Below are 22,352 nucleotides of genomic sequence, written 5' to 3' on the forward strand. Positions count from 1 at the left end.
TGTGTCCGATCTTCACCCTTGCGCACGTCCCTTCGCCACTGAGATACCCGCCGATCTCCATCCGAAAGCCGCCGGTTGTATCGTCGTTTCGGTCAACAGCCGCCGAGGGCTGTTGCTTCCCCGATGATTCCCGAACGACGAACGGCAGGGATGGGTTCCGTGAGCGACAGCCAGGGCCAGGGCACAGCCGAGGCGCTTGAGGTCTGGATCGACCAGGACCTGTGTACGGGCGACGGGATCTGCGTCCAGTACGCGCCCGAGGTTTTCGAGTTGGACATCGACGGCCTGGCGTACGTCAAGGGTTCGGACGACGAGCTGCTCCAGTCCCCTGGTGCCACCGTACCCGTACCGCTGCCGCTGCTGACGGATGTCGTGGACTCGGCCAAGGAGTGCCCGGGCGAGTGCATCCACGTGCGGCGGGCCGCCGACCAGGTCGAGGTGTACGGCCCGGCGGCGGACTGAGCGGGGGGCCGGCCCCGGGCGGGGCCGGCCGGTGGGCCAGGGCGCCGTCAGATGGCGTTGGAGGCCGGGCCGGGCAGCGCCACGTAGCGGCCGTCGCGCCACTCCCAGGTGTAGGTGCGCTTCAGGTCGGGGCAGCAGCGCGGGGTGTCGTCGCTGGAGAAGCCGAGCACGGTGGCCTTGACGCTGTCGCCGTCGAGCCGGAAGTCGGAGATCTGCCGGTCGTCCTTGGGGTTGACCAGCGTGACCGCGATCGTGGGGGCGCCGCCCGGGTGGGCGGGCGCGGACAGGACGTACACGCCGCTGGGCGGGGTGCCGGTGTCGGAGTGGCAGCGGACCACCACGGCGGTCTCGGGGCGCCCGTCGCCGTCGAAGTCGGCGCTGACCTGCGAGATCACCTCGGCCTTGGCGCCGGGGGCGCAGGTCAGCGGGTAGGTCGCGGCGTGCGGGTCGGGGGCGGGCACCGGCGGCCCGGACGGCGCCGGCGGTCTGGCGTCGGCCTTGGGGCTGGCGTCGGCGGGCTGCACCACGGCCACGGCCGCGACCAGGGCGCCCAGGGCCGCGGCGGTGGTGATCCAGTGCACGGCGCGGCTGTGCGTGTGCGGGAGGGCCGGACCTGCGGAGGGCTGCACTCGCCTGACTCCTGGGGGGTTCTGGTCTGCGGGGGTGGCCAGCATGGTGCCACACGTCACATCGGCGCGGAACGGCGGGGTGCCGGGGCGATCCGGTGGGGGTTCCCGTGGGGCGCGAGCCGGGGCGGCCGGAAACGTGGCGCGCCGCCGCCGGTGTCCGGAAGGACAAACCAGCGGCGGCGCGGTGAAGTTGGCCGAAAACGGACCTCAGCTCTCGGCTTCGGCTGTGCCGTTCCCGCCGCCACTGCCGCTGCCCGGCCCGGTGTAGTCCTCGCCGTAGGCGCCCTTGGCGGGGCGGCGGCGGCGCAGCGGCGGCTCGACGCCGTCGGCGAGGCGGCGGGCGGTGAGCAGGAAGCCGGTGTGGCCGATCATCCGGTGGTCCGGGCGCACCGCGAGTCCCTCGACGTGCCAGGTGCGCACCATCGACTCCCAGGCGGCCGGCTCGTTGAACGTGCCGTGCTCGCGGATCGCCTCCACGGTGCGGGCGAGCTGGGTGGTGGTGGCCACGTAGGCGCACAGGATGCCGCCGGGCACCAGCGCCTTGGCGACGGGCTCCAGGCACTCCCAGGGCGCGAGCATGTCGAGGATGACCCGGTCGACGTCGGTGTCGGAGAGGTGGTCCTGGAGGTCGCCGACGGTGAGCTGCCAGGCCGGGTGCGGCCCGCCGAAGTAGCGCTCGACGTTCTGGGTGGCGATCTCGGCGAAGTCCGCCCGGCGTTCGTAGCTGTGCAGCATGCCGTGGTCGCCGATCGCGCGGAGCAGGAAGCTGCTCAGCGAGCCGGAGCCGACGCCTGCCTCGACCACCCGGGCCCCGGGGAAGATGTCGGCCATCGCCAGGATCTGCCCCGCGTCCTTGGGGTAGACCACGGCGGCGCCGCGGGGCATGGACAGGACGTAGTCGGGGAGCAGGGGGCGCAGCGCGAGGTAGGCGACGTTTCCCGTGGTCCGCACCACACTGCCCTCGGGGGCACCGATCAGCTCGTCGTGCGGGAAAGCGCCCTTGTGGGTGTGGAACTGCTTTCCGGCTTCGAGCGTGAACGTGTAGTGGCGTCCCTTGGGGTCGGTGAGCTGGACCTGGTCCCCGACTCTGAAAGGCCCGCGCCTGCGGGCTGCACCAGTCGGTTCGGACATGGGACCACCCTAGTCGCTGACCGGGGCCGCTCCGGACGGGCCCGGGGCCCGCCGGCGAACCGGGCGGCCGATCAGGCCGCGCGGGTCAAGCGGCTCGGGTCGAGCCGTGCGGGTCAAGCAGCTCGGGTCGAGCCGCCCGGCTCAGGCCGCCCGGGACATGGCGGCCACGAAGGCGCGTTCCACGTCGGCGGTGGACAGCACGCCGTAGATCTCTCCGGTGGGCTCGACCACGAGGTACTCGGTGGAGGGGTTGGCCCGCAGGGTGTCGAGGAGTTCCTCGCCGGTGAGGTCGGCGGAGACCCGCATCCCGGGCCGCAGGTCGTTGGACAGGCCGCTGACCGCGACCCAGGGGCGCCGGTGCTCGGGCACCGAGATGATCGCCGACTCCCGGACGAGCGCGGTCGGGTCGCCCTTGCCGTCCACCACCACCAGGGCGCGGGCGCCTGCCTCGTTGGCGCGGCGCAGCGCCTCGGACAGCGGGGTGTCGGAGGAGACCGGGACCGCCCGCCGGGTGAGCGTACGGGCCCGCAGGTCCGGCAGGCGCTCGCGCAGCCGGGCCATCCGCAGCCCGTTGCCGGCGCCGGTCCACATGATCGCGGCGAGGACCGCGGCGAGCAGCGCGTCGGTGAGGGAGTCCGCGCCGCTCTCGCCGTTGCCCCGGGCGTAGGAGAGCATCGGCAGCCCGATCAGGACGGCCAGGGCCAGCACCCGGCCGGCCCAGGCGGCGGCGACGGTGCCCTTCATGGGGTTGCCGCTGAACTTCCAGACCACGGCCCGCAGCATGCGGCCGCCGTCCAGCGGCAGCCCAGGCAGGAAGTTGAAGATCGCCACGATCAGGTTGCTGATCATCAGCCCGGCGAGCAGCACCCCGGGCACGGTGCCGCGCTCGACGAGCTGCATCCCGCCGAAGAAGACACCGGCGAGCACCAGCGACAGCAGCGGCCCGACGAAGGCGAGTATGAACTCGCGGCCAGGGGTGTCGGAGTCCTTCTCGATCTCGGAGACGCCGCCGAAGAACTGGAGCTGGATGCGGCGCACCGGCAGGTCGAAGCGGATCGCGGCCACGGTGTGGGCCAGTTCGTGCACCAGCACCGAGGCGTAGAAGGCGACCGCGAAGAAGAGCGACACGAGGTAGCGGACCCGGCCGAGTTCGGGCAGCACGGTGTCGAGCTGCCCGCCGAAGACCCAGGTGATCAGGGCGGCGACCAGGAACCAGCTCGGGGCGACGTAGATCGGGACGCCGAGGAACCGGCCCATCAGGATGCCGCCGCCGGGCTCCCTCGGCTGCTTGTCGGTGCCGTCGTCGCCACCTCGGCCCGGGGTGCGGGTGTTCTGGGACGGCGGACGGCCGCTCTCGCTCACTGGTTCCCCTTCTGAAAACAGACCCCCGTGCCGATCATGCGGCACGAGGGGCATCGCCCCCATGATATTGCCCAGCCGATCGGCGCACACCGGCGCGTGTCCGTGTCGGTGCCAGGCCGTAAGGTCGTCTGCCATGGGGACCCCCGCCGACAGCACCCGAACTCCCGACAGCGCGTCACCCGGCCCCGTCCCGCCCGAGGGCGCGCCGCCCGACCTCGCGGCCGGGCTGGTCCCGCCCGGGCGGACCTCCCCGGAGGCCGGGCCGAGCGGGCCGGACAGCGGGCCGGTGCCCCCGGAAAGCGGGCCTCGCGGTGGCCTGCCGCCGCGCCCGCCGGTGTCGCTCTCGCCGTCGCGGGCCGCGGACTTCATGCGCTGCCCGCTGCTGTACCGGCTGCGGGTGATCGACCGGCTGCCGGAGAAGCCGAGCGAGGCGGCGACCCGCGGCACCGTCGTCCACGCGGTGCTGGAGCGGCTGTTCGACGCCCCGGCGGTGGAGCGCACACCCGAGCGGGCCCGGGCGATGGTGCCCGGCGAGTGGCAGCGGCTGCTGGCGGCCCGCCCCGAGCTGGCCGGGCTGTTCACCGCGGCCGAGGGCGCGCTCGACGCGGCGGCGCTGTCGGCCTGGCTGGAGAGCGCCGAGCGGCTGGTGGAGCGCTGGTTCACCCTGGAGGACCCGACCCGCCTGGAGCCCGCCGAGCGCGAGCTGTACGTGGAGACGGTGCTGGAGTCCGGCCTGACCCTGCGCGGTTACGTCGACCGGCTGGACGTGGCGCCGGCCACCGGGGACCTGCGGGTGGTGGACTACAAGACCGGCAAGGCCCCCCGCCCCGAGTACGCCGACGAGCCGCTCTTCCAGATGCGCTTCTACGCCCTGGTGCTGTGGCGGCTGCGCGGGGTGGTGCCGCGCCGGCTCCAGCTGGTCTACCTCGGCAGCGGCGACGTACGGACCTACGACCCGTCGGAGGCCGACCTGCTGCGCACCGAGCGGCGGTTGCTGTCGCTGTGGGAGGCGATCCAGGAGGCGACGGCCAGCGGTGACTGGCGGCCGCGGCGCACCCCGCTGTGCGGCTGGTGCGACCACCAGGCGCTGTGCCCGGAGTTCGGCGGGACTCCCCCGCCGTACCCGCTGGCGCGCATCGCCGGGACCGGGCCCGCCGTGGGCGAGAATGGTCCGGTCTAGCGAAGGAGTACTCGTGGCGATCCGCGTCCTGTTGGTGGACGACCAGCCCCTGTTGCGCACCGGCTTCCGGATGATCCTGGAGGCCGAGCCGGACCTGGCCGTGGTCGGTGAGGCGGGTGACGGCCAGCAGGCGCTGGACCAGGTGCGGGCGTTGCAGCCCGACGTGGTGCTGATGGACATCCGCATGCCCCGGATGGACGGCGTCGAGGCGACCCGGCAGATCACCGGCCCGGACCGGTCGGGCCCGGCGAAGGTGCTGGTGCTGACCACCTTCGACCTGGACGAGTACGTGGTGGAGGCGCTGCGCGCCGGGGCCAGCGGCTTCCTGCTCAAGGACGCACCGGCCGCTGAACTGGTGCAGGCGATCCGGGTGGTGGCCGCCGGCGAGGCGATGCTCGCGCCGAGCATCACCCGGCGGCTGCTGGACAAGTATGCCGGCCGGCTGCCGTCGGGCGAGGAGTCGGTGCCGCAGCCGCTGCACGCGCTGACCGAGCGCGAGGTCGAGGTGCTCAAGCTGGTCGCCCGCGGCCTGTCGAACGCGGAGATCGCCGCGGAGCTGTTCGTCAGCGAGACCACGGTGAAGACCCACGTCGGCCATGTGCTCACCAAGCTGGGCCTGCGCGACCGGGTGCAGGCGGCGGTGTACGCGTACGAGAGCGGCCTGGTGCGCCCCGGCGCGAGCTGAGCCGATGCCCCGACCCGGGCGCGCCCGGGTCCCCCGTACACCCGCGGGCGGCCACCCGCACGCGCGTACGCCCCCGCGCGGCCCTTCCGGGCTCGTCGCGGGGGCGTTCGCCGTGGGGCGGGTGCGCGGTCAGCCGGAGGCGCCGCGGCCCAGCTCCCAGAACTGCGTGGTGGTCGAGGCGTTGAGCGCCCACTCCGCGCCGGTGATGTCGTCGCGGGCGGCGATGTACTGGTTCGCCTGCCACAGCGGGAGCATCGGCACCTGCTCCGCGACCAGCTTCTGCGCCGCGCCGAACGCGTCGGTGGTGGCGCTGCGCTGGGCCTGGCTGCGGGTCTCCGGCAGGATCGTGTTCCGGATCTCCGTCAGGTTGTAGGGCAGCGGGATGAACGTCTCCTTGTCGAAGAACGGGGCGATGTAGTTGTCCGGGTCCGGGAAGTCCGGCAGCCAGCTCAGCGCGAAGACCTGGTACTTGCCCTCACCGGCGGCCTTCAGGAAGGCGTTCCACTGCTCGGCCTCGACGTGGACGTCGAAGAGCCCGGACGCGTCGAGCTGCTTCGCGATCGCCTCGGCCTCGGCCTTGTTCATGGTGCCGCCGTTGTCGCGGCGGAAGTTGATGGTCAGCGGCACCTTGCTGGTGATGCCGGCGTCCGTGAGCGTCTTCTGCGCGTTCTTGACGCTCGGCTCGCCGTAGGTGTCGTAGAACGAGTTGACGTGCGTGGTGATGCCCTGCGGGACCACCGAGTACAGCGGCACCGCGGTGCGCTGGTAGACGTCGCGGGTGATCGCCTGCCGGTCGATGATCTGGGCCATCGCCTGGCGGACCGCGACCTTCTTCAGCGACGGCGCGTCGGTGTTGAGGAAGAGGTAGCGGGCCTCGCCGCCGGAGGACTGGGTGAGCTTGAAGTCCGGGTCCGGGTTGCTCTGCAGAGCCTGGATCTGGTCCGGCGACAGCTGCCGGCTCATCACGTCCAGCTGGCCGGACTTGATCGCGTCCTCCATCTTGTTGGAGTCCGCGAACATCTTGAGGGTGACGGCGCTGTTGTGCATCTTCAGCGTGCCGTCGTAGTGCGCGTTCTTGGAGAACACCGCCTGCTTGCCCGCGGTCCAGGAGTCCAGCTTGTACGGGCCGGAGCCGACCAGCCGCCAGCCGGTGTACGGCTTCTTCGCCGGGTAGACCGTGCTGTCCACGATCGCGGCGGCCGGGGTGGCGAGCTTCGCCGGGAACGTCGCGTCGGGATGCTTGAGGTGGAAGACCACCGTCTGCGGGTCGGGCGCGTCCACGCTCTTGACGTCGGATATCAGCGACGACGGGCCGTCGGACCAGTGGATCTTCTGCATCCGGTCGACGGAGAACTTCACGTCGGTGGAGGTGAGGGAACGGCCGGTGGAGAACTTCTCGCCGTCCCGCATCGTGCACTGGTACGTCAGACCCGAAGTGCCCGCGTAGTGGCACTCCTTGGCGGCGTCGGGGGTAGGCGTGGTGCTGCCGCGCTGGTAGGTCAGCAGCATCTGGAAGGTGTTGTAGAACACGTTCCAGGTCGCGCTGTCGTACGACGTCGCCGGGTCGAGCGGCGCCGGGTTGTCCTTGGTCAGCTCGATGCTGTCGGTGGTACCGACGACGATGGGTTTGCCACTGCCGCCGCTGCCGCCGGAACTGCCGCACCCGGTGATCGCGGGTGCCAACGCGCCGAGCAGGGCCGGCAGCACCAGAAGCTTGCGGTTCATCGTTGGTCGTTCTCCTCTTGCGCATGTGCCGGGGGCTCGTGACGCGCCCATAAGGCCCAACAAGGCCGCCCGCGCACCCGGATCGCAGGTGTACGGGCTGGAGGCAGCGCGGGGCACGCTGGGGCGACGATACCGAGGTTGCCGGTGATCAGCACCAACGGGTGGCCAAAGTTGGCGGTCCCGACGAGCGGAACCGCCCCGGCGGCACACTCAGTGAAGGGACGTGCGCAAGGAGCGCAGAAAAGGGACGTTGAGGTCCTCCAGCGACCGGACGACGGTCCGTCCCGGCGCGGGCGGGATCGGCACCACCGACGGCACCGCGACCACCCGGCAGCCGGCCGCCTCCGCGGACGCGACGCCGGTGAGGGTGTCCTCGACGACCACGCAGTGCGCGGGGTCGGTACCGAGCCGGGCGGCGGCGGCCAGATACGGGTCCGGGTGCGGCTTGGTGCGGCCGATCTCGTCGCCGGCCAGGGTGAAGGCGAAGTGCTCGGGGCCGAGCGAGCGCAGCATGACGTCGATGGTGCGGCGGTGCGACGCGGACACCAGCGCGGTGGGCACGGCGTGCGCGACCAGGTCGGTCAGCAGCCGGCGGGCACCGGGCATCAGCGGCGCGCCCTGGGCGACCAGGTGCTCGAAGCGGCTGTTGATGGCGGTCATCAGCTCGGCCGCCGGAGCGGTGGTGCCGGTGACGTCGATCAGGTGGCCCACGCTGCGGGCCATCGGGCCCCCGACCACCACCGCGCGGTGCGCCTCGTCCAGCACGTGGCCGAGGTCCGCGAAGACCTCGGACTCGGCCGCCCACCACAGGCCCTCGGTGTCCACCAGGGTGCCGTCCAGGTCCAGGAGCACGGCCCAGGGCCCGCCGGGCCCCTTCGCCGCACGGGTGTCGGCGACCGGGATGCTGCTCGTCATAGGCCCCACTCCTCGGTTCTGGGGGACACAGAGGCCGGTCGCCGCACCCCGCTGACAGCGCGGGGAGGCGACCGGCCTTTGCCGGACCCACCAGTGTACGTCGGGCCGTTGCGGACCGCTGAACGACAGATGAACCGCTGGTCAGCGGGCGTTGAAGTACTTCGCCTCGGGGTGGTGGATGATGATCGCGTCGGTGGACTGCTCGGGGTGGAGCTGGAACTCCTCGGAGAGCTTGACGCCGATCCGCTCCGGCTCCAGCAGGTCGGCGATCTTCGCCCGGTCCTCCAGGTCGGGGCAGGCGCCGTAGCCCAGCGAGAAGCGGGCGCCGCGGTACTTCAGGTCGAACATGTCGGTGACGGCGGAGGGGTCCTCGCCGGCGTAGCCGAGTTCGGCCCTGACCCGGGCGTGCCAGTACTCGGCGAGCGCCTCGGCGAGTTGCACGGACAGGCCGTGCAGCTCCAGGTAGTCGCGGTAGGAGTCGGCGGCGAACAGCTCGTTGGCGGCCTCGGAGACGCGGTTGCCGACGGTGACCACCTGGAAGCCGACCACGTCGGTCTCGCCGGAGTCCTCGGGGCGGAAGAAGTCGGCCAGGCACAGCCGCCGGCCGCGCCGCTGGCGCGGGAAGGTGAAGCGGGTGCGCTCGGTGCCGTCCTCGTGCAGCACGATCAGGTCGTCGCCCTTGGAGACGCACGGGAAGTAGCCGTAGGTGACGGCCGCCTCCAGCAGGTGCTCGGACTGGAGTCTGGTGAGCAGGCCGCGCAGCCGGGGGCGGCCCTCGGACTCGACCAGTTCCTCGTAGCTCGGGCCGTCCGCGCGGGACTGCTTCAGACCCCACTGGCCCTTGAAGAGGGCGCCCTCGTCCAGCCAGGAGGAGTAGTCGGCGAGCTGGATGCCCTTGACCACCCGGCTGCCCCAGAACGGCGGGGCCGGCACCGGGTTGTCGACGGCGACGTCGGAGCGGACCTGGCCCAGGTTGGGCTCTTCGGGCTGCTCGGGCTGCTCCCGCTTGGGCACCCGGCGGGCCTTCAGCTCCGGCAGCGCCGCGCCGGGCACCCCGCGCTTGACGCCGATCAGCGCGTCCATCAGCCGCAGCCCCTCGAAGGCGTCGCGGGCGTAGCGGACCTCGCCGGCGTAGATCTCGTGCAGGTCCTGCTCGACGTAGGCGCGGGTGAGGGCGGCGCCGCCGAGGATCACCGGGTACTTCGCCGACAGGCCGCGCTGGTTGAGCTCCTCCAGGTTCTCCTTCATGATCACGGTGGACTTCACCAGCAGCCCGGACATCCCGATCACGTCGGCGCGGTTCTCCTGGGCTGCCTCCAGGATCGAGGAGACCGGCTGCTTGATGCCCAGGTTGACCACGTTGTAGCCGTTGTTGGACAGGATGATGTCGACCAGGTTCTTGCCGATGTCGTGCACGTCGCCGCGGACGGTGGCCAGCACGATCGTGCCCTTGCCGGCATCCTCGCCGTCGGCAACCTTCTCCATGTGCGGTTCCAGGTAGGCGACCGCGGTCTTCATCACCTCGGCGGACTGGAGCACGAACGGCAGCTGCATCTGGCCGGAGCCGAACAGCTCGCCGACCACCTTCATGCCGGCCAGCAGCGTGTCGTTGACGATGTCCAGGGCGGAGCGCTCGGCCAGTGCCTCGTCCAGGTCCGCGGACAGGCCGTTCTTCTCGCCGTCGATGATCCGGCGCTGCAGTCGCTCGTCCAGCGGCAGCGCCATCAGCTCCTCGGCGCGGCCGGCCTTCAGCGACTTGGAGTCGACGCCCTCGAAGAGCTCCATCAGCTTCTGCAGCGGGTCGTACCCTTCGGCGCGCTTGTCGTAGACCAGGTCGTACGCGGCCTGGCGCTGCTCCTCGGGGATGCGGGCGATCGGCAGGATCTTGGCGGCGTGCACGATCGCGGAGTCGAGCCCGGCCTTGACGCACTCGTCGAGGAAGACCGAGTTCAGCGCGGTACGGGCGGCCGGGTTGAGGCCGAAGGAGATGTTGGACAGGCCGAGCGTGGTCTGCACGTCGGGGTGGCGGCGCTTGAGTTCGCGGATCGCCTCGATGGTGGCGATGCCGTCCTTGCGGGACTCCTCCTGGCCGGTGCAGATGGTGAAGGTCAGGCAGTCGATGAGGATGTCGGACTCGCGGATGCCCCAGTTGCCGGTGAGGTCGTCGATCAGCCGCTCGGCGATCTCGACCTTCTTCTCGACGGTACGCGCCTGCCCCTCCTCGTCGATGGTCAGCGCGATCAGGGCGGCACCGTGCTCGGCGGCGAGCGCGGTGACGCGGGCGAAGCGGGACTCGGGGCCGTCGCCGTCCTCGTAGTTGACCGAGTTGAGCACCGCGCGGCCGCCGAGCTTCTCCAGCCCGGCCCGCAGCACGTCCACCTCGGTGGAGTCCAGCACGATCGGCAGGGTGGAGGCGGTGGCGAACCGGCCGGCGATCTCGGCCATGTCGGCGACGCCGTCCCGGCCGACGTAGTCCACGCACAGGTCGAGCAGGTGGGCGCCCTCGCGGATCTGGTCGCGGGCCATCTCCACGCAGTCCTCCCAGCGGCCCTCCAGCATCGCCTCGCGGAACTTCTTGGAGCCGTTGGCGTTGGTCCGCTCGCCGATCGCCAGGTACGAGGTGTCCTGGCGGAACGGCACGGTCTGGTAGAGGGAGGCGGCGCCCGGCTCGGGACGCGGGTCGCGCGGCGCGATGTCGTGGCCGCCGATCCGGTCCACCAGCTGGCGCAGGTGCTCGGGGGTGGTGCCGCAGCAGCCGCCGACCAGGGACAGGCCGTACTCGCGGGCGAACGTCTCGTGCGCGTCGGCGAGTTCGGACGGGGACAGCGGGTAGTGCGCGCCGTCCTTGGTCAGCACCGGCAGGCCCGCGTTGGGCATGCAGGTCAGCGGGATGCGGGAGTGGCGGGCGAGGTAGCGCAGGTGCTCGCTCATCTCGGCCGGCCCGGTGGAGCAGTTCAGGCCGATCAGGTCGATGCCGAGCGGTTCGAGCGCGGTCAGGGCGGCACCGATCTCGGAGCCGAGCAGCATGGTGCCGGTGGTCTCGACGGCCACCGAGCAGATCAGCGGGACGTTCGCGCCGGCGGCGGCCATCGCGCGGCGCGAGCCGACCAGCGCGGCCTTGACCTGGAGCAGGTCCTGCATGGTCTCCACGACCAGCGCGTCGGCGCCGCCGGCGATCAGGCCGGCCGCGTTGGCCTGGTAGCCGTCGCGCAGGGTGGCGTAGTCGGTGTGGCCGAGGGTGGGCAGCTTGGTGCCGGGGCCGATCGAGCCGAGCACGAAGCGGCGGCGGCCGTCGGCTGCGAAGCCGTCGGCGACCTCGCGGGCCAGCCGGGCGCCGGCCTCGGACAGCTCCTCGATCCGCTCGGGGATGTCGTACTCGGTCATCGCCGAGTGGTTGGCGCCGAAGGTGTTGGTCTCGACGCAGTCGACCCCGGCCTCGAAGTACGCCTCGTGGACGGAGCGGACGATGTCCGGGCGGGTGACGTTGAGGATCTCGTTGCAGCCTTCGAGCTGCTGGAAGTCGTCCAGCGTCGGGTCCTGCGCCTGGAGCATCGTGCCCATCGCGCCGTCGGCGACGACGATGCGGGAGGCCAGCGCCTCACGGAAGGCGGTGACCCGGGCCGCGTCGTACGCGGACGAGGAGTGGCTGGACGAGGGGGACGGCAAAGCCATGGACTGCTCCCTGGAGTGCGACGGCTGTCGGCTATGCGCTGGCCGCGCGGGCCGGCCCGGGAAAGGCCGCGCCTGCACGGCACGCACTCCGCCAGGGTAGCGGGCGCGGCCGGAACGGCTCGGCCGATTCCAGGGAGCGGACGGGTGGCGCTGGTGAGGTGCCCACCCCGCTCTGCCATGATGAAGAATGATGAAGGTCGACATTGTCGACCCGGAGCATCGTCGACCGTGCCCGCCCCGGCCGCATCCGGCCGCCGGCGAGCACCGGTCGGCGACCCGCACCGTCCCGTACTTCTTGGAGCGCCCGCCATGCCAGGTCCCATCCAGTCACTGGAACGCGCCGCGGCGATCCTGCGGCTGCTGGCGGGCGGTGAGCGGCGGCTGGGGCTGTCGGACGTGGCGTCCTCGCTCGGCCTGGCCAAGGGCACCGCGCACGGCATCCTGCGCACCCTCCAGCAGGAGGGCTTCGTCGAGCAGGAGCCGGTGTCGGGGAAGTACCAGCTCGGCGCGGAGCTGCTGCGGCTGGGCAACAGCTTCCTGGACGTGCACGAGCTGCGGGCCCGCGCCCTGGTGTGGACCGACGACCTGGCCAGGTCGAGCGGCGAGGCCGCGTACCTGGGGGTGCTGCACCAGCAGGGCGTGCTGATCGTGCACCACGTCTTCCGGCCGGACGACAGCCGCCAGGTGCTGGAGGTCGGCGCCATGCAGCCGCTGCACAGCACCGCGCTCGGCAAGGTGCTGGCGGCGTACGACCCGGTCGCGCACAGCGAGGCGGCCGAGGGCGAGCGGGCCGCGCTGACCGGGCGCACGGTGACGTCCGCCGCGGACTTCGAGGCGGTGCTCGACCTGACCCGGGCCCGGGGGTGGGCCGCGGACCTGGAGGAGACCTGGGACGGCGTGGCGTCGGTCGCCGCGCCGGTGCACGACCGGCGGCGGATGCCGGTCGGCGCGGTGGGCATCACCGGCGCGGTGGAGCGGGTCTGCGACGACAGCGGGATCAGGCCGCGGCTGGTCGCGGCGGTACGGGACTGCGCGCGGGCGGTCTCCCGCGACCTGGGCGCGGGGCGGTTCTGAACCGCCCGCGACCTGGGCGCGGGGCGGTGTTCGATCACCCCGCCCGGCCCTCCTGGCGGCACGGCGGGCGTCTGCTCCGTCACAGCACTCTTGACCTGGTCAGCACGGAGGGCGAGACTTTCGACCTGCGGTCGACAATGTCGAACAACGGACGGAAGTCGGATCGCGGCTCAGGGACTGGGACAAAGGAGTCGACGTGTCCAACGGCCACATAGTCATCGGCGAGCTCTTCGGTACCGCCGTTCTCATCCTGCTCGGCGGCGGCGTCTGCGCCGCGGTGACGCTCAAGAGATCCAAGGCCAAGGACGCCGGCTGGGTGGCGATCTCCTTCGGCTGGGGCCTCGCGGTGCTGGGCGGCGCCTACATCGCCAACGGCTACTCGGGCGGCCAGCTCAACCCGGCCGTCACCTTGGGCATCGCCATCAAGACCGGCGACTGGAGCACCATGCCCTACTACCTGATCGGCGAGTTCGGCGGTGCGATCATCGGCGCGGTGCTGGTCTGGGCGGCCTACCTCGGGCAGTTCCACGCGCATCTGACCGACCCCGCGGTGGTGGGCGCGCCGGCCGCCCCGGCCGAGGGCGAGACCGGCGACGCGTCCGGCACCGCGCACGCGACCGCGGTGGACACCGCGTCCGCGCCGAAGGCCGACCCGGCCGGGCCCACCACCGGCAACCAGGCGCAGCCCGGCGGCCCGGTGCTCGGCATCTTCTCCACCGGCCCGGAGATCCGCAATCCGGTGCAGAACCTGCTCACCGAGATCATCGCCACCGCGGTGCTGGTGCTGTTCATCCTCACCCAGGGCATGACCAAGGGCCTGGCCCTCAACGGCACGGGCATCCTGCTCACCGCGCTGCTCGTGGTCGGCATCGGCCTGTCGCTCGGCGGCCCCACCGGGTACGCGATCAACCCGGCGCGCGACCTCGGCCCGCGGATCGTGCACGCGCTGCTGCCGCTGCCCAACAAGGGCGGATCGGACTGGGGATACGCGTGGATTCCGGTGGTCGGCCCGCTTGTCGGCGCCGCGATCGCGGGCGGGCTGTACAGGCTGGCCTTCATGTAGCGCGGACCCGCGTCCGTACGGTGCGACCGCGCCGTACGGACGTACCGCGCCGCCGTACCGACCCGCACCACCCGCCGCGCACCGCGCACCGCTGCCGGCCCTCGCCCACCGCCTCGCCAAGCCCCGCCCGCACAGGACGCCAGACCCAGCAGGAGCTCACCGTGACCGACACCCCGACCGGCACCGACACCGCCGCCGGCACCGCCTCCGCCACTCAGGCCGCCGGCGGCTCCGCCGGCTCCTCCCACGGCTCCGGGCCGTTCATCGCGGCCATCGACCAGGGCACCACGTCCAGCCGCTGCATCGTCTTCGACCGGGACGGCCGGATCGTCGCCGTCGACCAGAAGGAACACGAGCAGATCTTCCCCAAGCCGGGCTGGGTGGAGCACGACGCCGCCGAGATCTGGACCAACGTCCAGGAGGTGGTGGCCGGCGCCATCCGCAAGGCCACCCAGGACATCCCCGGCTTCCAGCCCGCCGACGTCAAGGCGATCGGCATCACCAACCAGCGCGAGACCACGCTGCTGTGGGACCGGCACACCGGCGAGCCGGTGCACAACGCGCTGGTCTGGCAGGACACCCGCACCGACACGCTCTGCCGCGAACTGGGCCGGGACGTCGGCCAGGACCGGTTCCGCGCCACCACCGGGCTGCCGCTCGCGTCGTACTTCGCCGGCCCCAAGATCCGCTGGCTGCTGGACCACGTGGACGGCCTGCGCGAGCGGGCCGAGGCCGGCGACATCCTCTTCGGCACCATGGACTCCTGGGTGATCTGGAACCTCACCGGCGGAGCGAACGGCGGCGTGCACGTCACGGACGTCACCAACGCCTCCCGCACGCTGCTGATGGACCTGCGCACCCTCGACTGGGACCAGGACATCCTCGACGCGATCGGCGTGCCGGCCGCGGTGCTGCCCCGGATCGGCTCCTCCTCCGAGGTCTACGGCACCGCGGACATCGGCGGCCTGTCGGACGTCCCGGTGGCCTCCGCGCTCGGCGACCAGCAGGCCGCGCTCTTCGGCCAGACCTGCTTCTCGCCGGGCGAGGCCAAGTCCACCTACGGCACCGGCACGTTCATGCTGCTCAACACCGGCGAGACCCCGGTCGACTCCCGCAACGGCCTGATCACCACGGTCGGCTACCGGATCGGCGACGCCGCCCCGGTCTACGCGCTGGAGGGGTCGATCGCGGTCACCGGCGCCCTGGTGCAGTGGATGCGCGACCAGATGGGCCTGATCAGCACGGCGGCCGAGATCGAGACGCTGGCGCTGACCGTCGAGGACAACGGCGGTGCCTACTTCGTGCCGGCCTTCTCCGGGCTGTTCGCGCCCTACTGGCAGGACGACGCCCGCGGGGTGATCGCCGGGCTGACCCGCTACGTCACCAAGGCGCACATCGCCCGCGCCGTCCTGGAGGCGACCGCCTGGCAGACCCGCGAGATCGCCGACGCGATGACCAAGGACTCCGGCGTCGAGCTGGCGGCCCTGAAGGTCGACGGCGGCATGACCTCCAACAACCTGCTCATGCAGACCCTCGCCGACGTGCTGGCCGCACCCGTGGTGCGCCCCATGGTCGCCGAGACCACCTGCCTGGGCGCGGCCTACGCCGCCGGCCTCGCGGTCGGCTTCTGGCCGGACACCGACGCGCTGCGCGCCAACTGGAAGCGGGCAGCGGAGTGGACGCCCCGGATGGCCGACGCCGACCGGGACCGCGAGTACCACAACTGGCGCAAGGCCGTGACCCGGACCATGGGCTGGATCGAAGAAGAGGAGCACTGAGAAACGCCATGACCACCCTGCAACGCGTCCCCGCCCTGGGGACGCACCCGACCGCCGGCGCGAACCCCGGGCGGGCCCAGACCCGTGACCTGCTCGGGCACGCCACGTACGACCTGCTGGTGATCGGCGGCGGCATCCTCGGCATCACCACCGCCTGGCACGCCGCCCAGTCGGGACTGCGGGTGGCGATGGTGGACGCCGGCGACTTCGCCGGCGCCACCTCCTCCGCCTCCTCCAAGCTGCTGCACGGCGGCCTGCGCTACCTCCAGACCGGAGCGGTGCGGCTGGTCGCCGAGAACCACGTCGAACGGCGCGCGGTCTCCCGCGACGTGGCGCCGCACCTGGCCAACCCGCTCACCTTCTACCTGCCGGTGTACAAGGGCGGTCCGCACGGTGCGGCCAAGCTCGGCGCGGGCGTGTTCGCGTACTCCGCGCTGTCCGCCTTCCGCGACGGCGTCGGGCACGTCATCAGCCCGGCCAGGGCCGCCCGCGACGTGCCCGAGCTGCGCACCGACGACCTGCGCGCGGTCGCGGTCTACGAGGACGGGCAGATGAACGACGCCCGGATGGCGCTGATGACGGTGCGGGCCGCGGTCGGCGCGGGCGCGACCGTCCTCAACCACGCCGAGGTCACCGGGCTGCGCTTCACCCGCGGCCGGGTGACCGGCGCGGATCTGCGCGACCGCACCGACGGCACCGAGTTCGGCGTGGACGCCCGGCTGGTGCTCAACGCGACCGGCCCGTGGGTGGACCACCTGCGGCGGATGGAGGACGCGGCCGCGGACCCGTCGATCCGGCTGTCCAAGGGCGCCCACCTGGTGCTGAAGCGGACCTCGCCGTGGCGGGCCGCTCTGGCCACGCCGATCGACAAGTACCGGATCACCTTCGCGCTGCCGTGGGAGGGCATGCTGCTGCTCGGCACGACCGACGAGGCGTACGAAGGTGATCCGGGCGAGGTGGCGGTCACCGAGGCCGACATCGCCCAGATCCTGGACGAGGCGGCCTTCTCGGTCCGGGACCGGCAGCTCACCCGGGACCTGATCACGTACTCCTTCGCCGGGCTTCGGGTGCTGCCCGGCGGTCCTGGCGACACCGCGAAGGCGAAGCGGGAGACGGTGGTCACCGAGGGCCGCGGCGGCATGCTGTCGGTCGCGGGCGGCAAGTGGACGACCTTCCGGCACATCGGCCGCACGGTGCTGGCGAAGCTCGCGGAACTGCCCGGGCACCCGCTCGCCGACGACATGGAGCCGCTGGACCGGCTGCCCAGGCACGCCCCGCTGCCCGGGTTCGCCAGCCCCGGCGCGGTCGCGCACCGGCTGGTCGTGGACGGCATCGCGCCCGGCCCGCGGATGGCCGGCGACACCGCGGGCCACCTCGCCGGGCACTACGGCTCGCTCGCCTTCGACATCGCCCGCCTCGCCAACGAGGACCCGGCGCTGGCGACGCGCATCCACCCGGACGCCCCGGAGATCTGGGCGCAGGTGGTCTACGCCCGCGACCACGAGTGGGCGTACGACGTGGACGACGTGCTGCGCCGCCGGACCACCCTCACCATCCGCGGCCTGGACACCCCGGAGGTACGAGCAGGGGTCGAGCGCATCCTGCGGGCGCGCAGGGACTGAGCGCGCGGCCCTCGTTCAGCCGTTGGCGGGCGGGGGCGGGGGCCCGGGGATCAGCAGCGCGTCGAGTTCCGCCAGGAGGGCGGCGGGGCGCGGGTGGCCGATCCGCTCCAGCAGGGCCAGCCAGCGCTCCCGGCCCTCCCGCCACAGGTCGGCGAGGGTGCCGGCGGCGACCGCGTCGACCGTACGGCGCGGCAGTTCGGCCTCGGCGGCGCGGGACGGGGTGAGCCAGTGCGCGGTGCTGTGCTCGGCGAGGCGGGCCATCCACAGCAGGTGGCGGGCGGCGTGCGCGAGGGCGTCCTGGGCGCGCAGCCGCTCGCCGCGGGCGGCGACGTGGGCGGCGAGCACCATCCAGTTCACGAACCGCCCGCACAGGTCGGCGATCTCGTCGGCCCCGGCGGGCAGTTCCGCCTGCTCGGGCAGCGCGGCGAGCACCGGGGTCAGCGCCCCGTCCCGGTCCACCACGACCATCGCGTCGACCGCCGCGCCCCGGGCCGGCCACTCCCCCACCGACGCGATGTCCTCGGTGGTGGCGAAGTGGAACTCGCCGCGCACCGGCCCGGGGAAGAGCGCCACATGGGTGCCGAACTCGTTGCGCAGCACGAGGTGGACCGGGGCGACCTCGGCGCACCAGGCCGCGGGGTCGAGGGCGGCGCGCGCCTTCGGGTCGAGGAACAGCCAGAACTCGACGTCGCTGTGCGCGTCGCCCTCGCCCGCCGCGAAGGAGCCGTACATCAGGGCCGCGCGGATGGTCTCGTCGGCGCGGCACAGCGCCCGCACCCGGTCGATCAGTTCGTACTGGATCACGCGCGCCAGTATGGGTCCCGGCCGGATGCCGCGACAGCGATTTCCAGCGCGGTGGCGCCGGGGCGGGCCGTGGCCGGCTCGGCGAACCCCTTGTACTGGCGGTACATGTCGGCGAACTCCCCGACCACGTCGCGCAGCAGCCGCACGGTGGCGTCGTCGGCGCGGTAGTCCTGGCCGGTGGCCCTGGCGAGGTCCCAGCCGTGCAGGGCGAGTTCGAGGAAGAGCATGCGCGCGGTGGCGTCGGCCGGCATGGCCGCCTCGCCCATCGGGATCTCGCCCTCCCACGCGGCGGGTTCGGCCCACGCGGCCACCGCGCGGTCGAGCTGCCGCGCGTAGGCCGCGGCCCACTCCGGTTCCGCGGTGAAGTCGCGGGTCGCCAGGTCGTCGGGGTGCGGCTCGCGGCGGGCGCGCAGCTCCATGCCGAGTCCGGTGTACGCGACGAGGTGGTTGACCAGGGCGCGGGTGTCGAACTCGGGGCAGGGCGTGGGGCCGGTGAGCTGCCCGGGCGTGACCGCCGCGGTGATCCGGGCGGCCTCGGCGGCGGCGTCGGCGAGCTGCGGGTGGAGGGTGCGGTGCGAGTCGATGGCGTTCATGGTTCCGACGCTAGGTCGCGGCGCGCGGCCGGTCTTGAACAAACGCGACAGGCGGCCCGCGGCTTCCTAGGCTGGGGCCATGAGCAGGCACGGGATGGGGCGCGGGGTGCTGCGTCCGGCGACGGCCGCGGCCCACCTCACGGTCCCGCTGCACCCGCCGGCCGCCGCCCTCGCGCCGTACGTCGAGTACTACTGGAACCCGCGCTGGGACCTGCGCGGCCGGCCCGACCATGTGCAGGACGTGCTCGCGCACCCGAACGTGCACCTGGTCTTCGAGGAGCCGGTGCCGCTGGTGTACGGGGTGCAGCGGGCGCTGTACCGGCGGGTGCTGCACGGACGGGGGCAGGCGTTCGGGGTGCGGTTCCGGGCGGGGGCCTTCCGGCCGTTCGCCCGGGGGCCGGTGGCGGAGCTGGTGGACCGCTCGGTGCCCGCCGCCGAGTACTTCGGGGCCGAGGCGCAGGCGCTGGGCCGGGAGGTGCTGGCGATGGAGGACCTGGACGCGATGTCCGCGGCGGTGGACCGCTTCCTGCTCGGGTTCCTGCCCGCGGTGCCCGATCCCCGGGTCGCGCGGGCGGGCGCGCTCGTGGAGCGCCTCACCGCCGACCCCGGCACCCTGCGGGTGGACGCGGTGGCCCGCGAGTCGGGTCTGCCGGTGCGGCGCCTCCAGCGGCTGTTCGCCGAATACGTCGGAGCGTCGCCGAAGTGGGTACTGCGCCGGGCCCGGCTGCACGAAGCCGCCGCGCGGGCCGACGAGGGCACCCGGCTCGACTGGCCGGCGCTCGCCGCCGAGCTCGGTTACGCGGACCAGTCGCACTTCATCCGCGACTTCACCGCTGCCACCGGAGTACCGCCGACGCACTACGCCGGGCGGTGATCCGCGCAACTGGTGGGGGCGACCGTTAGGTCGGCGGCGGGGTTGTGGCTCATAATGGAGATACATCGGAGGTCTGGCACGGCGTGGTGCCAGGAGATGTGGAACTGGGGAGGGCCCGGATGGCGGTCACGGATGAGGCGATCGAGAAGATCAAGGACATGATCGTCTCGGGGGCGCTGCGGCCGGGAGACCGGTTGCCCAAGGAGAGCGAGCTCGCGGCCGAGTTGGGCCTGTCCCGCAACTCCCTGCGCGAGGCGGTGCGCGCGCTGTCGCTGATCCGCATCCTCGACGTGCGCCAGGGCGACGGCACCTACGTCACCAGCCTCGACCCCCAGTTGCTGCTGGAGGCGCTGAGCTTCGTGGTGGACTTCCACCGGGACGACACGGTGCTGGAGTTCCTCGCGGTGCGGCGCATCCTCGAACCGGCGGCCACCGCGATGGCGGCGGTACGGATCACCCCGGAGGCCCTCGACGCGCTGGAGGGCAAGCTGGACGCCCTCGGCCCCACCCCGTCCGTGGAGCAACTGGTCGCCTCTGACCTGGACTTCCACCGCGGCATCGTGCAGGGCTCCGGCAATTCCGTGCTCTGTTCGCTGCTCGACGGGCTCTCCGGTCCGACCACCCGTGCCCGGGTCTGGCGCGGGCTCACCCAGGAGGACGCGGTCAGCCGCACGCTGCACGAGCACCGGGCGATCCTTGCGGCGCTGCGCGACCGCGACGCCGAGGCGGCGCGGTCCTGGGCGACGGTCCACGTCGCCAGCGTCGAGCAGTGGCTCCGCTCCACCCTGTAAGAACGGTGCCCCTGGTGTGGTGCGGCTCCTTTCGCGGAAGGAGCCGCACCACACCAGGGGCGCGTGGGGGCACCTCCCGGCGAAGCCAGGGGAGAACTGCGCGACCAGCCCACCACCGGCAGGTGGTTCCTCAACCGACGGAACCACCCACCACGGGGGGTCAGGCCAACCCGTACGCACGGATGGCGTTGCCGCCCAGCACCGCCTCGCGTTCCTCCGGGGCCAGGGAGGCCGTCGCCTGCTCCGCGAGCGCGAACACGTCGGAGTAGCGGCCGGCGAGGGTGCAGACGGGCCAGTCGGAGCCGAACAGCACCCGGTCGGAGCCGAAGGCCGCCAGCACGTGCCGGGCGTAGGGCAGGACGTCCTGGGGCCGCCAGGACTCCCAGTCGGCCTCGGTGATCAGGCCGGACAGCTTGCACATCGCGTTGGGGTGGTCGGCGATGCCGGCGATCTGCTCGGCCCACGGCTCCCACTCCCCCGCCGCGATCGGCGGCTTGCCGGCGTGGTCCAGCACGAAGCGCACCTCGGGCAGTTCCTCGACGGCGGCGAGCGCCGCGGGCAGTTCGCGCGGGGTGACGAGCAGGTCGTAGGCGAGACCGGCGGCGCCCAGGGCGCGCAGCCCGGCGCGGATGTCGGGCCGGTCCAGCCACTGCGGGTCGGCCTCGTCCTGGATCTGGTGGCGGATGCCGACCAGCGGTCCGGCCGCGGCGAGTTCGGTGAGCACCGCGGGCAGCCCGTCGGGGTCGGTGAGGTCGGCCCAGCCGACCACCCCGGCGATCCGGCCGTGCGAACCACGGGCGATGGCGAGCAGTTCGCGGGTCTCGTCGAGCGAGGAGCTTGACTGCACGACGACGGTCGCGGCGATGTCGTGCGCGTCGAGCAGCGGCTCCAACTCGGACAGCGCGAAGGTGCGGTTGATGGGTTCGAGGGCGTCGCCCTTCAGCCAGGGCTGCGGGCGGCGGCCGAGGTCCCACAGGTGGTGGTGCGCGTCGATTCGCATGGGTCCGCTCACTTCCCCGTCAGCGGCAGGGGCACGTCCGCGTCGAGCAGTCCCCGCTCGACCAGCGCGTGCCACAGGTCGTCGGGGATCGCGTGGTCGAACAGCGCGGCGTTGTCCCGGACTTCGGCCTCGTTGGCCGCGCCGACCACCGCGCAGACCACCGAGGGGTGCGCGAAGGGGTAGCGCAGTGCGGCCGCCCGCAGCGGCACCCCGAACTCCGCGCAGACCCGCTGGATGTGCTGGGCCCGCTCGATCAGGTCGGTGGGCGCGGCCTCGTAGTTGTAGTGGGCGCCGGGCCTGGGGTCGGCGAGCAGCCCGGAGTTGTAGACGCCGCCGACCACCACCTGGGTGCCGCGCCGCTCGCAGACCGGCAGCAGGTCGTCGTACGCGGTGCGCTCCAGCAGCGTCCAACGGCCCGCGCACAGCACCACGTCGACGTCGAGGTCGGCGACGAGGCCGGCCATCACCCCGCTGTAGTTCATGCCGAAGCCGATCGCCTTGACCACGCCCTGGTCGCGCAGGGCGGCGAGCGCCGGGAAGCCGCTGGTGCGGACCTCGCGCAGGTGGTCCTCGACGTCGTGCAGGTAGACGATGTCCACGCTGTCCACGCCGAGGCGCTTCAGCGAGCCCTCCAGGGTGGCGTTGATGCCGTCCGCGGTGAAGTCCCACTCCCGGGCCCGGGCGGGGCTGTCGACGTAGCCCTGCTCGTCCGGGGACTCGCCGGGGCCGAGGTCGCGCAGCCGCCGGCCGACTTTGGTCGACAGCAGGTACGACGCCCGGTCCCGCCCGGCCAGCGCCTGGCCCAGCCGCTCCTCGGAGCGGCCCATGCCGTAGTGCGGCGCGGTGTCGAGGTACGTCACCTCCCCGCCGAAGGTGTCGAACGCCGCCGAGACCGTGGCCTCGGCCTGCTCGTCGGTGATCGCGGTGTAGAGGTTGGCCAGCGGGGCGCAGCCGAGGCCGAGCCGGGGCAGTGCCGGTACGGGCATGGGGTG

At 72.8% G+C, this 22,352-nt stretch carries 19 protein-coding genes; 9 read left to right on the forward strand and 10 right to left on the reverse strand.

Annotated elements, in window-relative coordinates; translation table 11 throughout:
- Nucleotides 1-159 precede the first annotated feature (159 nt).
- On the forward strand, nucleotides 160-462 hold the full coding sequence (locus OG370_RS07760) for a ferredoxin (protein WP_328461960.1): 303 nt from the start codon (nucleotides 160-162) through the stop codon (nucleotides 460-462).
- Nucleotides 463-509: 47 nt separating this feature from the next.
- Here the strand turns inward: OG370_RS07760 and OG370_RS07765 are convergent, their stop codons facing one another.
- From OG370_RS07765 to OG370_RS07775, 3 genes are all read right to left on the reverse strand, one after another.
- Entirely contained in the window at nucleotides 510-1,091 is a 582-nt protein-coding gene (locus tag OG370_RS07765) for a hypothetical protein (protein ID WP_328461961.1), read from the reverse strand.
- Nucleotides 1,092-1,298: 207 nt separating this feature from the next.
- Nucleotides 1,299-2,222: a tRNA (adenine-N1)-methyltransferase gene (locus tag OG370_RS07770; protein ID WP_328461962.1), complete on the reverse strand. Its 924-nt coding sequence runs from the start codon at nucleotides 2,220-2,222 to the stop codon at nucleotides 1,299-1,301.
- Nucleotides 2,223-2,363: 141 nt separating this feature from the next.
- Nucleotides 2,364-3,584 carry a site-2 protease family protein gene (locus tag OG370_RS07775; RefSeq protein ID WP_328461963.1) on the reverse strand — a complete coding sequence of 407 codons (1,221 nt, stop codon included), beginning with the start codon at nucleotides 3,582-3,584 and terminating at the stop codon, nucleotides 2,364-2,366.
- 133 nt (nucleotides 3,585-3,717) lie between these two features.
- On the opposite strand from OG370_RS07775, the gene OG370_RS07780 reads away from it, so the two are divergent.
- Nucleotides 3,718-4,764, forward strand: coding sequence for a RecB family exonuclease (locus tag OG370_RS07780; protein WP_328461964.1), 1,047 nt, complete (start codon nucleotides 3,718-3,720; stop codon nucleotides 4,762-4,764).
- A 13-nt stretch (nucleotides 4,765-4,777) separates the two neighbouring features.
- Nucleotides 4,778-5,449, forward strand: coding sequence for a response regulator transcription factor (locus tag OG370_RS07785; RefSeq protein ID WP_328461965.1), 672 nt, complete (start codon nucleotides 4,778-4,780; stop codon nucleotides 5,447-5,449).
- A 129-nt stretch (nucleotides 5,450-5,578) separates the two neighbouring features.
- On the opposite strand, the gene OG370_RS07790 is transcribed toward OG370_RS07785, so the two are convergent.
- The 3 genes from OG370_RS07790 to metH form a co-directional block, all read right to left on the reverse strand.
- The gene (locus tag OG370_RS07790) at nucleotides 5,579-7,174 is read right to left on the reverse strand and encodes an ABC transporter substrate-binding protein (RefSeq protein WP_328461966.1); all 1,596 of its coding nucleotides are present in this window, start codon (nucleotides 7,172-7,174) and stop codon (nucleotides 5,579-5,581) included.
- A gap of 210 nt (nucleotides 7,175-7,384) precedes the next feature.
- Nucleotides 7,385-8,089, reverse strand: a complete 705-nt coding sequence (locus OG370_RS07795) for an HAD family hydrolase (RefSeq protein ID WP_328461967.1) — start codon at nucleotides 8,087-8,089, stop codon at nucleotides 7,385-7,387.
- A gap of 141 nt (nucleotides 8,090-8,230) precedes the next feature.
- Nucleotides 8,231-11,761: a methionine synthase gene (gene metH / locus OG370_RS07800; protein WP_328461968.1), complete on the reverse strand. Its 3,531-nt coding sequence runs from the start codon at nucleotides 11,759-11,761 to the stop codon at nucleotides 8,231-8,233.
- A 309-nt stretch (nucleotides 11,762-12,070) separates the two neighbouring features.
- Here metH and OG370_RS07805 point away from each other — a divergent pair, with 309 nt between their 5' ends.
- The 4 genes from OG370_RS07805 (at nucleotide 12,071) to OG370_RS07820 (ending at nucleotide 17,298) form a co-directional block, all read left to right on the forward strand.
- Entirely contained in the window at nucleotides 12,071-12,835 is a 765-nt protein-coding gene (locus tag OG370_RS07805) for an IclR family transcriptional regulator (RefSeq protein WP_328461969.1), read from the forward strand.
- A gap of 196 nt (nucleotides 12,836-13,031) precedes the next feature.
- Nucleotides 13,032-13,898, forward strand: coding sequence for an MIP/aquaporin family protein (locus OG370_RS07810; RefSeq protein ID WP_328461970.1), 867 nt, complete (start codon nucleotides 13,032-13,034; stop codon nucleotides 13,896-13,898).
- Between the two features lie 263 nt (nucleotides 13,899-14,161).
- A complete protein-coding gene (gene glpK / locus OG370_RS07815; protein ID WP_328473881.1) occupies nucleotides 14,162-15,676 on the forward strand; it encodes a glycerol kinase GlpK in 1,515 nt (504 codons plus the stop codon).
- Nucleotides 15,677-15,684: 8 nt separating this feature from the next.
- The gene (locus OG370_RS07820; RefSeq protein ID WP_328461971.1) at nucleotides 15,685-17,298 is read left to right on the forward strand and encodes a glycerol-3-phosphate dehydrogenase/oxidase; all 1,614 of its coding nucleotides are present in this window, start codon (nucleotides 15,685-15,687) and stop codon (nucleotides 17,296-17,298) included.
- A 15-nt stretch (nucleotides 17,299-17,313) separates the two neighbouring features.
- Here the strand turns inward: OG370_RS07820 and OG370_RS07825 are convergent, their stop codons facing one another.
- Nucleotides 17,314-18,102 (reverse strand): hypothetical protein, encoded by a 789-nt coding sequence (locus tag OG370_RS07825; protein WP_328461972.1) that lies wholly within the window; start codon nucleotides 18,100-18,102, stop codon nucleotides 17,314-17,316.
- Nucleotides 18,099-18,695, reverse strand: coding sequence for a TIGR03086 family metal-binding protein (locus OG370_RS07830; RefSeq protein ID WP_328461973.1), 597 nt, complete (start codon nucleotides 18,693-18,695; stop codon nucleotides 18,099-18,101). Before OG370_RS07830 ends, OG370_RS07825 begins: the two co-directional genes overlap by 4 nt.
- Before the next feature lie 79 nt (nucleotides 18,696-18,774).
- Here OG370_RS07830 and OG370_RS07835 point away from each other — a divergent pair, with 79 nt between their 5' ends.
- Entirely contained in the window at nucleotides 18,775-19,569 is a 795-nt protein-coding gene (locus OG370_RS07835) for an AraC family transcriptional regulator (protein ID WP_328461974.1), read from the forward strand.
- A 119-nt stretch (nucleotides 19,570-19,688) separates the two neighbouring features.
- Nucleotides 19,689-20,360: a FadR/GntR family transcriptional regulator gene (locus OG370_RS07840; RefSeq protein WP_328461975.1), complete on the forward strand. Its 672-nt coding sequence runs from the start codon at nucleotides 19,689-19,691 to the stop codon at nucleotides 20,358-20,360.
- A gap of 160 nt (nucleotides 20,361-20,520) precedes the next feature.
- Here the strand turns inward: OG370_RS07840 and OG370_RS07845 are convergent, their stop codons facing one another.
- Together OG370_RS07845 and OG370_RS07850 are read right to left on the reverse strand one after the other, a co-directional pair.
- The gene (locus OG370_RS07845; protein WP_328461976.1) at nucleotides 20,521-21,360 is read right to left on the reverse strand and encodes an amidohydrolase family protein; all 840 of its coding nucleotides are present in this window, start codon (nucleotides 21,358-21,360) and stop codon (nucleotides 20,521-20,523) included.
- Between the two features lie 8 nt (nucleotides 21,361-21,368).
- On the reverse strand, nucleotides 21,369-22,346 hold the full coding sequence (locus tag OG370_RS07850) for an aldo/keto reductase (protein WP_328461977.1): 978 nt from the start codon (nucleotides 22,344-22,346) through the stop codon (nucleotides 21,369-21,371).
- Nucleotides 22,347-22,352: the final 6 nt, after the last annotated feature.

Source organism: Streptomyces sp. NBC_00448 (assembly GCF_036014115.1).
GTDB lineage: Bacteria > Actinomycetota > Actinomycetes > Streptomycetales > Streptomycetaceae > Actinacidiphila.

Bases quoted from the DNA above. Each gene is read 5' to 3' on its own strand.
- OG370_RS07840 (WP_328461975.1), top strand. From the start codon at position 19,689: ATGGCGGTCACGGATGAGGCGATCGAGAAGATCAAGGACATGATCGTC.
- OG370_RS07830 (WP_328461973.1), bottom strand. From the start codon at position 18,695: ATGAACGCCATCGACTCGCACCGCACCCTCCACCCGCAGCTCGCCGAC.
- OG370_RS07795 (WP_328461967.1), bottom strand. From the start codon at position 8,089: ATGACGAGCAGCATCCCGGTCGCCGACACCCGTGCGGCGAAGGGGCCC.
- OG370_RS07850 (WP_328461977.1), bottom strand. From the start codon at position 22,346: ATGCCCGTACCGGCACTGCCCCGGCTCGGCCTCGGCTGCGCCCCGCTG.
- OG370_RS07835 (WP_328461974.1), top strand. From the start codon at position 18,775: ATGAGCAGGCACGGGATGGGGCGCGGGGTGCTGCGTCCGGCGACGGCC.
- OG370_RS07790 (WP_328461966.1), bottom strand. From the start codon at position 7,174: ATGAACCGCAAGCTTCTGGTGCTGCCGGCCCTGCTCGGCGCGTTGGCA.
- OG370_RS07805 (WP_328461969.1), top strand. From the start codon at position 12,071: ATGCCAGGTCCCATCCAGTCACTGGAACGCGCCGCGGCGATCCTGCGG.
- OG370_RS07820 (WP_328461971.1), top strand. From the start codon at position 15,685: ATGACCACCCTGCAACGCGTCCCCGCCCTGGGGACGCACCCGACCGCC.
- OG370_RS07770 (WP_328461962.1), bottom strand. From the start codon at position 2,222: ATGTCCGAACCGACTGGTGCAGCCCGCAGGCGCGGGCCTTTCAGAGTC.
- OG370_RS07780 (WP_328461964.1), top strand. From the start codon at position 3,718: ATGGGGACCCCCGCCGACAGCACCCGAACTCCCGACAGCGCGTCACCC.
- metH (WP_328461968.1), bottom strand. From the start codon at position 11,761: ATGGCTTTGCCGTCCCCCTCGTCCAGCCACTCCTCGTCCGCGTACGAC.
- OG370_RS07845 (WP_328461976.1), bottom strand. From the start codon at position 21,360: ATGCGAATCGACGCGCACCACCACCTGTGGGACCTCGGCCGCCGCCCG.